The 13257-nt window shown below is 60.6% G+C and carries 13 protein-coding genes; 3 read left to right on the forward strand and 10 right to left on the reverse strand.

The features are described 5' to 3' along the window. The first annotated feature begins 9 nt into the window (after window positions 1-9). Window positions 10-936, forward strand: coding sequence for a carbon-nitrogen hydrolase family protein (locus FW800_RS07965; protein WP_446437369.1), 927 nt, complete (start codon window positions 10-12; stop codon window positions 934-936). Window positions 937-1006: 70 nt separating this feature from the next. Here the strand turns inward: FW800_RS07965 and FW800_RS07970 are convergent, their stop codons facing one another. Both FW800_RS07970 and FW800_RS07975 read right to left on the reverse strand, forming a co-directional pair. Then, complete coding sequence (locus FW800_RS07970; protein WP_446437370.1) at window positions 1007-1468, reverse strand: LEA type 2 family protein; 462 nt, start codon at window positions 1466-1468, stop codon at window positions 1007-1009. A 12-nt stretch (window positions 1469-1480) separates the two neighbouring features. Continuing rightward, window positions 1481-2911, reverse strand: coding sequence for a nucleobase:cation symporter-2 family protein (locus FW800_RS07975; RefSeq protein WP_446437371.1), 1431 nt, complete (start codon window positions 2909-2911; stop codon window positions 1481-1483). Between the two features lie 233 nt (window positions 2912-3144). Here FW800_RS07975 and FW800_RS07980 point away from each other — a divergent pair, with 233 nt between their 5' ends. Together FW800_RS07980 and FW800_RS07985 are read left to right on the forward strand one after the other, a co-directional pair. Beyond that, complete coding sequence (locus tag FW800_RS07980) at window positions 3145-4770, forward strand: methyl-accepting chemotaxis protein (protein ID WP_446437372.1); 1626 nt, start codon at window positions 3145-3147, stop codon at window positions 4768-4770. Between the two features lie 158 nt (window positions 4771-4928). Next, window positions 4929-5621, forward strand: a complete 693-nt coding sequence (locus FW800_RS07985) for a hypothetical protein (protein ID WP_446437373.1) — start codon at window positions 4929-4931, stop codon at window positions 5619-5621. Window positions 5622-5726: 105 nt separating this feature from the next. Here FW800_RS07985 and FW800_RS07990 read toward each other — a convergent pair whose 3' ends face one another. The 8 genes from FW800_RS07990 to FW800_RS08025 all read right to left on the reverse strand — a co-directional run bounded on the left by FW800_RS07990 (window position 5727) and on the right by FW800_RS08025 (window position 13219). Further along, the gene (locus tag FW800_RS07990; protein WP_446437374.1) at window positions 5727-6704 is read right to left on the reverse strand and encodes an NAD(P)-dependent oxidoreductase; all 978 of its coding nucleotides are present in this window, start codon (window positions 6702-6704) and stop codon (window positions 5727-5729) included. After that, window positions 6701-7993 carry an MFS transporter gene (locus tag FW800_RS07995; RefSeq protein WP_032875841.1) on the reverse strand — a complete coding sequence of 431 codons (1293 nt, stop codon included), beginning with the start codon at window positions 7991-7993 and terminating at the stop codon, window positions 6701-6703. Before FW800_RS07995 ends, FW800_RS07990 begins: the two co-directional genes overlap by 4 nt. A gap of 45 nt (window positions 7994-8038) precedes the next feature. Further along, window positions 8039-8980 carry a sugar kinase gene (locus tag FW800_RS08000; RefSeq protein WP_446437375.1) on the reverse strand — a complete coding sequence of 314 codons (942 nt, stop codon included), beginning with the start codon at window positions 8978-8980 and terminating at the stop codon, window positions 8039-8041. After that, entirely contained in the window at window positions 8973-9755 is a 783-nt protein-coding gene (locus tag FW800_RS08005) for a sugar phosphate isomerase/epimerase family protein (RefSeq protein ID WP_446437376.1), read from the reverse strand. The genes FW800_RS08000 and FW800_RS08005 overlap by 8 nt, the downstream gene beginning before the upstream one ends. Before the next feature lie 83 nt (window positions 9756-9838). Further along, window positions 9839-10906 carry a LacI family DNA-binding transcriptional regulator gene (locus tag FW800_RS08010; RefSeq protein WP_446437377.1) on the reverse strand — a complete coding sequence of 356 codons (1068 nt, stop codon included), beginning with the start codon at window positions 10904-10906 and terminating at the stop codon, window positions 9839-9841. 102 nt (window positions 10907-11008) lie between these two features. Further along, complete coding sequence (locus FW800_RS08015; RefSeq protein WP_446437378.1) at window positions 11009-11608, reverse strand: LysE family translocator; 600 nt, start codon at window positions 11606-11608, stop codon at window positions 11009-11011. 55 nt (window positions 11609-11663) lie between these two features. Then, entirely contained in the window at window positions 11664-12503 is an 840-nt protein-coding gene (locus FW800_RS08020; protein ID WP_446437379.1) for an AraC family ligand binding domain-containing protein, read from the reverse strand. 74 nt (window positions 12504-12577) lie between these two features. Beyond that, window positions 12578-13219, reverse strand: a complete 642-nt coding sequence (locus FW800_RS08025) for a DUF1345 domain-containing protein (protein ID WP_046067928.1) — start codon at window positions 13217-13219, stop codon at window positions 12578-12580. Between the last annotated feature and the right edge of the window lie 38 nt (window positions 13220-13257).

Genomic DNA, 13257 nt, shown 5'->3' on the forward strand with positions numbered 1-13257 from the left:
GTGAGCACAATGCCCGTATCGATCGTCGCAGCCCTGCAAATCGGCTCCTTGCCTGGCGGCAAAGCGCAAACCCTGGCGCAGATCCTGGCCTATGAAGATGAAATACAGCGCAGTGGCGCGCAGTTGGTGGTGATGCCTGAGGCGTTGCTGGGGGGATATCCCAAGGGCGAAAGCTTCGGCACGCAATTGGGCTATCGCCTGCCCGAGGGCCGTGAAGCCTTTGCGCGGTACTTTGCCAATGCCATCGACGTGCCGGGCGTGGAGACCGAGGCGCTGGCCGGGTTATCGGCGCGTACCGGTGCGAGCCTGGTGCTCGGCGTGATCGAGCGCAGTGGCAGCACGCTGTATTGCACGGTGCTGTATTTCGAACCGTCGAGCGGTTTGGTCGCCAAGCACCGCAAACTCATGCCGACCGGCACTGAGCGGCTGATCTGGGGCAAGGGCGACGGCTCAACCTTGCCGGTGATTGACGCGGCTGCCGGGCGTATCGGCGGGGCGGTGTGCTGGGAAAACATGATGCCGCTGTTGCGCACGGCGATGTATGCCAAGGGCGTGCAGGTGTGGTGTGCGCCCACAGTGGACGAGCGCGAGATGTGGCAGGTGAGCATGCGCCATATTGCCCATGAGGGCCGTTGCTTTGTGGTCAGCGCCTGCCAGGTGCAGGCATCACCGCAGGCCTTGGGTGTGGAAGTTGCCAACTGGCCGGCGGAGCGCCCGTTGATTGCCGGCGGTAGCGTGATCGTCGGGCCCATGGGCGATATTTTGGCGGGGCCGTTGCTGGGGGAGGCGGGTTTGTTGACGGCGCAGATCAATACAGATGATCTGGTGCGGGCACGCTACGACTACGACGTAGTGGGGCATTACGCTCGGCCGGATATTTTTGAATTGGTGGTGGACGAGCGCGCCAAGTCAGGCGTGCGCTACATCACTGATTGAACCGGGTCAACCCAAGGCTTTTGTAGGCGCGAGCTTGCATTTCGCAGATTTGGATCAGATCACTCGCGCATCACCAGGTGGCGGTATTGGGCAAATCCAGAGTGCCACGCTCTTCAAAGCGCATGGTGCCGAACAATCCGCCCGCCAGTTTGCCGCGCAGCACATAGGGCAGGTTATTCAGGCTTTGGGTCTGGCTCAGGCCCAGGGTCTGGCGCAACACCGAGAACGCCGAAACACTCACGGGGACCATCAGCACCGTCTCGGAAAAACGTGGGATGCTGCCGGCCTGGTCACTTACCCCGGACGCCAACGGCCGGCCATTGACTTCCAGATCCAGCGCCACGCCGTTGTAGTCGATTGCCGTTTCATTGGGGTTCTGCACCCGCAGCTTCACGGCAAAGCGCACTTCCAGATCCTGGCTTTGCAGGGGCTCGATGCCCACCACGTTGATATTCACCGGGTCGCGATTGGGGAACAGCGCGCAGGCGCTCAAGCTCAGCAACAACAACGAAAGAACCATGAGCTTGCGCATATAAAAGTGCTCCTACTGTTTCGTGACGTCCGGGTCCTGCATGACCTTGAGGGTAGAGGACTCCGGATCGAATTCATCTTCTTCCAGCTCTATGAACTCTTCGGGCAGGAAAATGTTCAGCAGGATTGCACAGAACGCGCCCACAGTGATCGGCGATTCGAAGATGTTGTGCAGCGCCTTGGGCAAATCGCGCAGCACTTCCGGCACTGCGGCGACGCCCAGGCCCATCCCCAGGGAAATCGCCACGATCAGCACATTGCGCCGGTGCAGGCCGGCTTCGGCGAGGATCTTGATCCCGGCCACGGCTACGGTGCCGAACATGATCAGGGTCGCGCCGCCAAGTACTGGTTTGGGCATCAGTTGCAGCACCGCGCCGATCATCGGGAACAACCCCAGCAGCACCAGCAGCCCGGCGATAAAGTACGCCACGTAGCGGCTGGCCACGCCGGTCAGCTGGATCACCCCGTTGTTCTGGGCGAAGGTCACCATCGGCAGGCTGTTGAAGGTGGCGGCCATCGCCGAGTTGAGGCCGTCGGCCAGCAGGCCGGACTTGATGCGCTTGATATAGAGCGGGCCCTTGACCGGTTGTTGGGAAATCATCGAGTTGGCAGTCAGGTCACCGGCGGCTTCCAGAGGCGAAATCAGGAAGATCACCGCCACCGGGATAAACGCCACCCAGTCGAACGAGAAACCGTACTTGAACGGTACCGGCACGCTGATCAACGGCACCTGGGGCAGGGCGGCCATATCCACACGGCCCAGCAACCACGCCACCACGAAGCCCAGCGTCAGGCCGATCACGATCGAACCCAGACGCAGGAACGGGTTGTTGAAGCGGTTGAGCACCACGATGGTCAGCAGCACCAGCGCCGCCAGGCCCATATTGCTGGCGGCGCCCAGGTCGCCCGCGCCATAGCCGCCGGCCATGTCGGTGACTGCCACCTTGATCAGTGACAGGCCCATCAAGGTAATGATGGTGCCAGTCACAACCGGGGTGATCAGCTTGCGCAGCTTGCCGATGAACTGGCTCAGCAGCACCTCGATAAACGCGGCGAAAAAGCAGATGCCAAAGATCGTCGACAGGATTTCATCGGTGCCGCCGCCCCGGGCCTTGACCATAAAGCCCGCACTGAGAATCACGCTGATAAACGAAAAGCTGGTGCCTTGCAGGCACAACAGGCCCGAACCCACTGGTCCGAACGTGCGTGCCTGCACAAAGGTGCCGAGCCCAGAGACGAACAACGCCATGCTCACCAGGTACGGCACCTCGCTTTCGAGGCCCAACACGCCGCCGACAATCAGGGTCGGGGTGATGATGCCGACGAAGCTGGCCAAGACGTGCTGCAGGGCGGCAAATATCGCGGCGGTGAAGTGCGGGCGGTCTTCCAGGCCGTAGATCAGGTCGGATTTATAGCGCGGGCGAGGGGCTTGAGCGTCAGACAAAATGATGGCTCGGGTCGGAAAATGGAGGCGAAGAATGCCAGAAACCGTCAGTCGTCAGAAGTGTAAAAAAATATTAATAAAGACCCTGCGCAAAAACCCTGTCCCGGCCGATAGTGAATATAGGCCCACATTACAACGACAACAGTGGTGGCCAAGGTCTGGCCGGCGCGTTGACGCTGACAGATCGTTTCGCGGCAGGGACGCTCGCAAACACTACTTCTGAGAGCAGCCCTATGTCCCTTCGTCACCTGAATATCGCCCCTCGAGCGTTTCTCGGTTTTGCCTTCATTGCAGTGTTAGTGGTCATCCTGGGGGTGTTTGCAGTCAACCGCATGACGCAGATCCGGCAGTCTTCCGTGGACATGAGCGCCACCCAGCTGCCCAGCGTGACGTCCCTGGGCAACATCACTGAAAACGTACTGCGCATGCGCATCCTGTCGTTCCGGGTGTTGGTCAACCGTGAACCGACTGCCTTGCAGGAAGCCGAAACCCGCATCGGCGTGCTAACCGACAAGGTCAAGGCCGCCCAGGCCCATTACGTCCAGCTACCGATGGGCGAGCAAGAGGCGGTGGTGTACAAGACCTTCAGCGTGACGCTGGATAACTACCTGAAGGCTCAGGCCGACATGCTGGTGCTGTCCAAGCAAGGCAAGGTCGATGAAATGCGCGCGCTGATCAACAGCCGCATCAAGGACGGCACCGACCAGATGGGTGAGCAGTTGAACAAGCTGATCGCCCTCAATGCCGCCGATGCGAAAACCGCCGACGCGGCGGCTGGGCAAAGTTATGAGGGCGCAATCACCGGTGTGGTGGCAGTGTCGGTGGTGGCCGCATTGCTCACGGTGCTGTTGGCCTGGCTGCTGACCCGCAGCATCGTCACGCCATTGCGCAAAGCCGTGGAAGTTGCCGAGACCATCGCCGCCGGCAACCTCAGCAAAACCTTCGCGGATGATGGCAAGGATGAACCTGCGCGCTTGCTCAGTGCCTTGTCGAGCATGCAGGCCAACCTGCGCCAGACCATCCAGCATATCGCCGGCTCGGCCACGCAGCTGGCTTCGGCGGCAGAAGAGCTGAGTGCGGTGACCGAGGAAGCCTCTCGTGGCCTGCAGCAACAGAACAATGAAATCGACCAGGCCGCCACGGCGGTCAACGAAATGACCGCAGCGGTAGAGGAAGTGGCGCGTAATGCTGTCTCCACCTCCGAAGCGTCCGGGCAGTCTAACCAGGCGGCGCGCGACGGCCGCGACCGGGTGATGGACACCGTCGGCGCGATCCAGACCATGACCCAGGATGTGCAAAACACCGCCGTGATGATCGAAGGCCTGGCCACTCAAGGTCGGGATATCGGCAAGGTCCTCGACGTGATCCGTGCGATTGCCGAGCAAACCAACCTGCTGGCGCTTAACGCCGCGATTGAAGCCGCCCGCGCCGGTGAGGCCGGGCGTGGCTTTGCGGTGGTTGCCGATGAAGTGCGGGCCCTGGCCCATCGTACCGCACAGTCAACCCAGGAAATCGAGAAGATGGTCGCAGGCATCCAGAATGGCACCGGTGAAGCGGTGCAGTCCATGCAGCAAAGCAACCAACGCAGCCAGACCACCCTGGAAATGGCCCGTGCTGCCGGCGTGGCCCTGGAGCAGATCACCCAGTCCATCAGCCTGATCAACGAACGCAACCTGGTGATTGCCAGCGCCTCGGAAGAACAGGCCCAGGTCTCCCGCGAGGTGGACCGCAATCTGGTCAACATCCGCGACCTCGCCACCCAGTCGGCGGCGGGCGCCAACCAGACCAGCGCGGCCAGCCATGAGCTGTCGAGGTTGGCGGTGGATTTGAATGGGATGGTGGCGCGGTTTGTAATCTGACCTGAAAGGCAGGCAAACATCTCTGTCAGTGGCCGGTTTTGATAGTTCGCTGAACTGGCTGCTGCCGGGCACTACCTGTCAATGTTGACAGTAGACGCTACCGTACAGCGAGCGGTATTACTCGGGACCTCATTCAAACCACAAAGATGAGGTGGAGTATGGTTTCCGCAAAGAATCAAAAAGGCTCTGAAAAATTACTGCCCGCGCCTGTTATTCCTGGAGAGTTGAACCCGGAGGGATTGATTTCCGTCGTTGATGCGAGCAAAGGCTTTCGATTTGAATGCAAAGTTAATCAAGCGTATAGGGATGATGTGCTTAGCGTTCTAATGGATGACGCGCAAACGCCCATCTTTGAGAGAAGGGTTGAGCATGACATAGGGCCTGAGAGTCCACCGTTTGAGTTCATTCTCCCTGTTCGCATGGCCACAGAAGGTGTTCATCACCTGAGTCAGCAGCTCAATGGGGCGCAGCCGTCGCCTAAAAAGCAGTTCATCATTGATTTGACGCCTCATTACTCATCTGGAGCGCCACCAGCACCCAAACCTCCTGCTGATTTGCCCGATGGTAAAGTCACATCCGGTTATCTTGATGATAACGGCGGGGTGTTGTTTTCATTTGAGGATCCAGAGGGTTGGGCGCCAGGAGACTCCATGAGACTCTATTGGGACCGGTCCGACGGTGTTCCTTTGGAAACCGTGCCGCTGAGGGAGTTCGGTAACACCTACCTCCTGACAGCCACTGTCATACGTAGTACAGGGTCCGGGCAATTTTCATTTTATTACGCGCTAATGGATCTAGCAGGCAATGTGAGTCAGCGCTCTCGACCATTGTTAGTTGAGGTCGATATTTGAAATGCAATCAAATGTGGGAGAGGGCCTGCCCTCGATGGCGGTGGGGCAGTGACATTTAAGCTGGCTGGCCCACCGCCATCGGGAGCAAGCCCCTCCCACAGGGGCTCACTGTTTCCAGACGGTCGGGTTCACCAGGTTTTGTGGCCGCTCGCCTGATAACGCCTGCAACAGGTTATCCACCGCACACTTGGCCATCGCCTCTCGCGTTTCATGGGTGGCCGAGCCGATATGCGGCGTGGCTACCACGTTGTTCAAGCGCAGCAACGGCGAGTCGTGGCTGAGCGGTTCTTTCTCGAACACATCCAACCCCGCCGCCCGGATGGTGCGTTGCTGCAACGCTTCGACCAGCGCCGCCTCGTCCACCACCTTGCCGCGGGAGATATTGATAAAGATCGTCTCCGGCCCCATCAGTGCGAACTCTTCGACGCCGATCAGCTTCTCGGTTTCGGCGGTCAACGGCAGGGTCAGGCAGACAAAATCCGCCTCTTTGAGCAAGTCCTGGAGGCTTCGGTACTGCGCGCCAAAGCGCGCCTCCACCGCAGGCTTTGGCGAATGGCTGTGGTAGATCACCGGCATGCCGAAGCCAAAATGCCCACGCTGGGCCAAGGCTTCGCCGATGCGGCCCATGCCGATGATACCCAACGTCTTGCCATGCACATCGCTGCCGAAATGCGCCGGGCCGATGTTCTTGTTCCATTGGCCGGCACGCACCATGTCGGCCAACTCGACCACACGCCGGGCGGTCGCCAGGATCAGCGCAAAGCCGGTGTCGGCGGTGGTTTCGGTGAGCACATCCGGGGTGTTGCTGAGCAGAATGCCGCGTTGGGTCAGGTAGTCGATATCGTAGTTGTCGACCCCGACCGAGACGCTGGCCACGGCTTCCAGCTTGGGTGCCAGGTCGAGCAAACGGGCATCCAGGCGCAGGCTTGCACCCAACAGACCATGGGCGCTGGGCAGTGCATCACGCAGTTTGGCCAGGCCGGTCTCATCCAGTGCATCGATCAGCGTGACCTCGGCATGCTCATGCAGGCGGGCCATCAGCGGCGCGGACAGTTTCTTGTACAACACAACAGACTTTTTCATGAGGTTTTTACCTTCAACTCCAGGGTTGGCACCGGCGAGCGGTCACTCGCGCCGGGCTTGAGGAAAATCGTCAGCACCACCGACAGCAGCAGCGCGCCGCTCATCAACAGGTACGAAGCGCCAGGCGAGCCGGTGCTGCTGTTGAGGTAGCCCACCAGGTACGAGCCGCCAAACGAGCCCAGCGCGCCCATGCTGTTGATCAGCGCCATGGCGCCACCGGCGACGTTGGCCGGCAGGATTTCCGGGACAATGGCAAAGAACGGGCCATAGGGTGCATACATGCATGCACCGGCGATCACCAGCAGGGTGTAGGACCACCAGAAATGTTCGGCACCCAACACGTAGGACGCGTAGAAGGCGATGGACGCAATCAGCAATGGTGGCCACACAAAGCGCTTACGCTTTTGCAGTTTGTCCGAGCCCCAGGACACCACCAGCATCCCGATCACCGCCGCCAGGTACGGCAGCGCCGACAGCCAGCCGGCTTCGACCATGTCCATCTGCAAGCCGGCCTTGAGGATCGACGGCAGCCACAGCACAAAGCCATACACGCCGATGCTCCAGCAGAAGAATTGCAGGGCGAGGATGATCACCTTGGGCGAACGGAACGCCTCGGCGTAGTTCTTCACCGCTTTGATGCCCACCTGTTCGGCGGCGAGGGCGGTTTCCAGGTCTTTTTTATGCTGCTCACTCAGCCACTTGGCGTCGGCGGGTTTTTCATCCGCCAGTTTCCACCAGATAAACGCCCACAACACCGCCGGCAGGCCCTCGATGATGAACATCCAGCGCCAGCTGAAATGCTGCACCAGGTAGCCCGAGACCACCGACATCCACAGCATGGTCACCGGGTTGCCGAGGATCAGGAAGGTATTGGCCCGCGAGCGTTCGGCACGGGTGAACCAATGGCACAGGTACACCAGCATGGCTGGCATCACCGCGGCTTCGACCACCCCGAGCATGAAGCGGATGGCGATCAGCATATAGGCGTTGGACACCACGCCGGTCAGAGTCGCCAGGCCGCCCCAGAGGATCAGGCTGACGAAGATCAGTTTTTTGACGCTGCGCTTTTGCGCATAGATTGCTCCCGGTACCTGGAAGAAAAAGTAGCCGAGGAAAAACAGCGCACCGAGCAGCGAAGACATGCCGGGCGTGATCATCAGGTCTTCGGCCATCCCGGAGGCGGCGGCAAAGCCGTAGTTGGCGCGGTCCAGGTAGGCCAGGCTGTAGGTGATAAACACGATAGGCATGATGTACCACCAACGACGGGTGGCGAGTTTCACGGTTTCCATGGGGTTGCTCCTGAGCTTGTTGTAGTTGTGGCAACAGGTAATGGGCTATGCAACGGATCGAGTGGGTAATTCGGCGCGGGTCGGCAAACCCTCCATATCGCCACGGCTCTGCACGGCACGGCTGCCGATCCAGTTAGCGCGTTGCACCGCCTCGGGGAAGCTTGAGTTTTCCAGCAAGGCGCTGATCATGCCCACGGCAAAACCATCGCCGGCGCCGACGGTGTCCACGACTTTTTCCACCTTGACTGCGGCGATAAAGCCCTGGTCCATCTGGGTGCGGTAATAGGCGCCTTCGGGGCCGAGCTTGATCGCCACGGCTTCGGCGCCCTGGTCGAGGTAGAACGCAGCGATATCCGCAGGATCCTCGAAACCGGTGAGCAGGCGGCCTTCACCCAGGCCCGGCAACACCCAGTCCGCCAGAGCGGCCAGGGCATTGATTTCGCGGATCATCTGCGCCTGGCTGGCCCAGAGCGAAGGGCGCAGGTTCGGGTCGAACGACACGCTGCGCCCGGCGTTGCGCATCTGCGTCATCAGTTCGAAGGAGAGTTCACGGGTGGCATCGGACAATGCCGGCGGAATCCCGGTAGCGTGCAGATGGCGGGCTTGCAACAACGCAGGGCTGATATCGGCGATGGACAAATGGCTGGCCGCCGAGCCTTTGCGAAAGTACTCGACCTGGGGATCAGCGCCGGCCTCTTCGCGCGACTTGAGCTGAAACCCGGTGGGATGCAACGGGTCGACGGCCACATGGCGGCAATCAATGCCTTCCTTGCCCAGCGTGTCGACCACAAAGCGCCCGAGGGAGTCGTCACCTACTCGGCTCAGCCATGCCACGTTGAACCCCAGGCGTGACAAGCCGATGGCGACATTGCTGTCGGCGCCGGCAATGCGTTTGTGAAACTGCGCGACCTGGGCCAGATCGCCGGTCTGCTCGGCGACAAACATCGCCATGGTTTCACCAAACGACAGGATATCGATCTCAGACATGCGCATTCTCCACGCGGGGTTGGCCAAGGCAGGCGAGGGTGGCGACCTGTTGCGCAGTGACCTCGACGAGGTCATCGCCCTGCAACGGAAATTCCACCGCCCGCGTAATACCTTGAGTCATATGCTTGAGCAGTTGTTCCCACAGATGCAGGTCGGTGGCGCCGGGTGGCAAGGCCACCAGCTTGCCGTCCGGGCGACGGGCCACGGCCTTGCAATGCAGGTAATCCACATGCCGGCCCAGCAGGCGTGCAGCGGTCAGCGCGGACTGGTCTTGCCACTGCCAGTTGCCGATATCGAAGGTCATTTTCACCGGCAAGCCCAGGCGTTCGACTTCGGTGAAAAACCGTTGCATGGGCTCGATCCGGCCGCCTTGCAGAGTCTGGTCGTTTTCCACCAGCAGCTTGACCGGGTGACGGTTGAGCAGGGCGTGCAGGCTTTCCAGGTCGTTGGTGTCGGTGAAGTAGCCGAGGGAGACTTTCAGCCAGCGTGAACCGAAGGCGTGAGCGCGGTCCAGGGTTGCCGCGAGTTCTGGATTGGGCTGGGCGCGGCCAGCGACCCAGAGCTCCAGGGGCGAGGAAAAGACCGATTCCAGGCCCTGTTCAGCGGCAGCTTGGGCCAGTTCGGCGGGTTGTTCGAGGGTCAGCAATTCTTCACGCCATTCGATGCGCTGGGCACCCGCGGCGTTGAGTAATGCGACAAAACTCAATTGGCCCTGCTGGCGGACGAGGTCGGCGCCGTAGCTGGAAAGGCTGATGGAGACGGGGTATTTATGCATTGTTGTTTACCTCTGAAACCGGTTTCATTTTCATGCGCAGAACAAATGTGGGAGGGGGCTTGCCCCCGATTACAGTGTGCCAGTCAGCTCATTTGTAGCTGATGTACTGCTATCGAGGGCAAGTCCCCTCCCACAGGGCGTTGTGTGGAGCCACGAACAATCAGCTCGGGCAAGAAATCCAGGGTGCGGGCTGGTGCCGTATCGCCGCGCAGACGCTTGAGCAAACAGTCAAAAGCGCTGGCACCAATCGCTTGCGTCGGCTGGGCGAGGGCGGTGATGCCGTTACCCACCAGCGGGTACCAGTCCAGGTCATCCAGGGCAATCAGGCCCACGTCGGTGAACAGCTCGCAACCCAATGCCTTGAGTGCACGTGTGCAGGCCAGCGCAGCAACACCGTTGGCGCAAAACAGCGCCTTGGGGCCGGGCTTGGCGAGAAAGGCTTGCAGACGTTTTTCCAGTTCGCCGTTCAGCTCAACCACGGCACCGGCCAACGCCGGGCGTTTGGCAATCTCGGTGGTGAAACTCTCCAGGCGCTCAAGACGCGAGCTGGTGCCGTCGGTGGCTTCGCTTACCAGCAGCACGTCGCGATAACCCTGTTGCTCAAGATGCTCTACCGCAATACGCACCGCCGCCGGGTTATCCAGCCCCACCAGGTCGCTGTGCAACGGCTCGACCTTGCGGTCCACCAGCACCAGCGGCATTTCCCGTTGCAGTTCCAGCAGTTGGTCGAGGTGGTGGCCGAGGGTGTTCACGATCAACCCTTCGATGTTGTACGAGCGCAGCGCTGCCAGGTGTTGGCGCTCCTGTTCGTCATCGCGGTCGGTGTTGCACACCACCAGGCTGTAGCCGTGCTGGCGGCAGGCGGTTTCGACGCCGTGCATCACGGCAATGGAATAAGGGTTGCGGATATCAGCCACCAGCATACCGATCAGGCGCGTGCGCCCACGTTTGAGGCCGCGGGCCATCTGGTTGGGGTGATAGCCGAGTTCGTCGATAGCCTGTTCGATGCGCAGGGCGATGGCATCGGAGAGCAGGGCGCGGTCATCGCCGATGAAGCGCGAGACGCTGGCCTTGGACACACCTGCGCGCTCGGCGACATCGAGCATGGTCACGCGGCTGCGCTGGGCGGCGGAAAAGTTGTTCACGGCCATTGACCTTCTGTTCTTATTGGAATGACTGAAACCGGTTTCAGGAAACCATTAAAGTAGGAAAGTCGTCAAGAAATTGTAGGACGTGACCGGATGACCGGGTATTCAGCGAAACACGCTCACCCAGGTTGCAGCTAGCAGCACCAGCGCCATCGCGCGATTGAACCATTGCATGGCTCGGGCCGACCGCAATATCCGGGCTGAACCCGAGCCCAGCAGTGCCCACAGACCCAGGCAGGGAAGTGAAATCAGAAAAAAAACCAAAGACAGGTACATCACCTGGCTCTCGCGTTGCGCGCCAGTACCCGCAAATACGCTCACCACTGCCAGCGCCATCACCCAGGTCTTGGGGTTGACCAATTGCAGCGCTGCGGCACCGGACAGGCCCAAGGGTTCTTGCCTGGCATCGGCCTGGATGGTTTGAGCCGGGGCGCTGAAGATTCGCCAGGCCAGGACACTCAGCCAGGCTACGCCGACCCATTGCATCGCGGTTTGCACCTTGGGCATTTGCACCAGCGACTGGCCGATCCCGCAGCCCACCAGCAGCACGATCCCCGCAGCTCCCGCGCAGGCACCGAAAATGATCGGCAGCGCAGCCTTTAAACCGTAACGGGCGCTGTTGCTCAGCACCAGGATATTGGTGGGGCCGGGGGTAATGGAGGCGACGAATGCAAACAGCATGAAAGGGAACAACGTGGACTGCATGGAGGGGAGGCTCCGGTATACCAATCGATGGAGTCGAGCTTCACAAACCCACGCGCTACCTGTCTGGAAGATTTGAGCAACGCTTGCGATAGGCCGCCGGGGTCAGACCGTAGGCGCGCATAAACCAGCGGCCCAGGTGGCTCTGGTCGGCAAAGCCCAGCAGAGTGGCCACTTGCGCTGGCGGCTCGCCTTTAGCCAACAAGTGCCGGGCACGCGCCAGGCGCAGTTGCACCAGATAAGCATGGGGCGCCAAGCCGAAGGCGCTCTTGAAGGCACGGGTCAGGCGGAAACGGTCGACGTTGCAGGCCCGCGCCAGTTCATCCATACCCACGTCGTGATGCATATGTGCATGCAGATATTCCCGGGCCTTGTGGGCCACCTGTGGCAGACGCGGGTCTGGGTGATAACGGGTGCGCCAGTAAAGTTGGCCGGTGATGAGCTCCAACAACTGGTCCATCGCACGCTGGCGCACGATGCGCAATTCGCTGCTATGCAGCGACTGGAACGCTTGGCTGGTGGCCAACGCCAGGCGTGGGTCGCAGATCAAGGTATTGGCAAAGCTCAACTGGCTGTTGGCAGGCGCCTCTTCAAACACCGCACTCACTTCCCGTGCCAGCCATTGCGGGTCGAGGTAGAGCATGTGATAGGTGAAGCCATCTACCGTTGGTGCGTCGCCGTCATGCAACTCGCCGGGCTCCAGCAGGAACACCTGGCCGGGTACGCTGTTATGGCGGGTGCGGCGGCAATTGAACTGCTGCACGCCTTGTTCGGTGACGCCGATCAGGTAGCTATCGTGCCAATGGGGGTCGTAGGCGTGGCCTTCGAAATGCGCGCGCAACGTCTCGATGCGGGTGTCGGCGTCCTGGGATAGGTCGATCCAATTGTGCGCGGCCATAAACCACCTAGATGGAAAAGTTAAGCGTATTCATGCTCGGCGGTTGTGTGAGCGTCTAGAAGGTTTGTGCAGCCCTAGCCGAACAGCCCGGCGGCGATGTTGATCGAAAACCCCAGGATGGCGGTATTGAATAGAAACCCGATCAACGACTGCCCCAGCACCACCTTGCGCAGGCCACGGGTAGCGACGCCGACATCCGAGGTTTGCACCGCCACACCGATGGTGAAGGAAAAATACAAGAAGTCCCAGTAGTTAGGGGTGAGCAAGCCTTCGGCAAAGCGCAGCGCCGGTTCCTTGCCCGGCCAAGTGTAATAGAGCCTGGCGTAGTGCACGCTGAAAATCACCCCGATCAGCAGCCATGAGCCGATCACCGTCAGCCCTGTAAAGCCGTAGTGCAGCAGGCGCTCGGAGGTGGCCAGGTCCTTGCTGCCGACCAGTTCGAAGGTAATGGTCGCCAGGCTGGCGATGGCGGCGATGCACACCATGAACAGCACCAGGCCGGCGTTCTCGTCCTCGATTTCGGCGATGCGCTTGACGTCTTCGGCCTTGGCGCGAATGGTCAGCCATAGCATCAATACCAGGTAGGTCCAGACTCCGGCGTTCCAGCCGATCAGGATTTTGCTGGCGAGAGTGTCGGCCGGTACCAGAATGCCCACGACAAGGCCCAGTACGGCTGCGGACGAGAGGCGAGGGTGGGTGCGGGCGAGGAAGGGCATGGTTGGTCACAGCTGGCGATAGTTGAGCAGACTGTACC

It is taken from the genome of Pseudomonas sp. 910_23, from assembly GCF_052850795.1.

What these genes read in the sequence shown, in the direction of transcription:
- FW800_RS07965 (WP_446437369.1), top strand. Translation starts at nt 10, where the DNA reads ATGCCCGTATCGATCGTCGCAGCCCTGCAAATCGGCTCCTTGCCTGGC.
- FW800_RS07970 (WP_446437370.1), bottom strand. Translation starts at nt 1,468, where the DNA reads ATGCGCAAGCTCATGGTTCTTTCGTTGTTGTTGCTGAGCTTGAGCGCC.
- FW800_RS07980 (WP_446437372.1), top strand. Translation starts at nt 3,145, where the DNA reads ATGTCCCTTCGTCACCTGAATATCGCCCCTCGAGCGTTTCTCGGTTTT.
- FW800_RS07985 (WP_446437373.1), top strand. Translation starts at nt 4,929, where the DNA reads ATGGTTTCCGCAAAGAATCAAAAAGGCTCTGAAAAATTACTGCCCGCG.
- FW800_RS07990 (WP_446437374.1), bottom strand. Translation starts at nt 6,704, where the DNA reads ATGAAAAAGTCTGTTGTGTTGTACAAGAAACTGTCCGCGCCGCTGATG.
- FW800_RS07995 (WP_032875841.1), bottom strand. Translation starts at nt 7,993, where the DNA reads ATGGAAACCGTGAAACTCGCCACCCGTCGTTGGTGGTACATCATGCCT.
- FW800_RS08000 (WP_446437375.1), bottom strand. Translation starts at nt 8,980, where the DNA reads ATGTCTGAGATCGATATCCTGTCGTTTGGTGAAACCATGGCGATGTTT.
- FW800_RS08005 (WP_446437376.1), bottom strand. Translation starts at nt 9,755, where the DNA reads ATGCATAAATACCCCGTCTCCATCAGCCTTTCCAGCTACGGCGCCGAC.
- FW800_RS08010 (WP_446437377.1), bottom strand. Translation starts at nt 10,906, where the DNA reads ATGGCCGTGAACAACTTTTCCGCCGCCCAGCGCAGCCGCGTGACCATG.
- FW800_RS08015 (WP_446437378.1), bottom strand. Translation starts at nt 11,608, where the DNA reads ATGCAGTCCACGTTGTTCCCTTTCATGCTGTTTGCATTCGTCGCCTCC.
- FW800_RS08020 (WP_446437379.1), bottom strand. Translation starts at nt 12,503, where the DNA reads ATGGCCGCGCACAATTGGATCGACCTATCCCAGGACGCCGACACCCGC.
- FW800_RS08025 (WP_046067928.1), bottom strand. Translation starts at nt 13,219, where the DNA reads ATGCCCTTCCTCGCCCGCACCCACCCTCGCCTCTCGTCCGCAGCCGTA.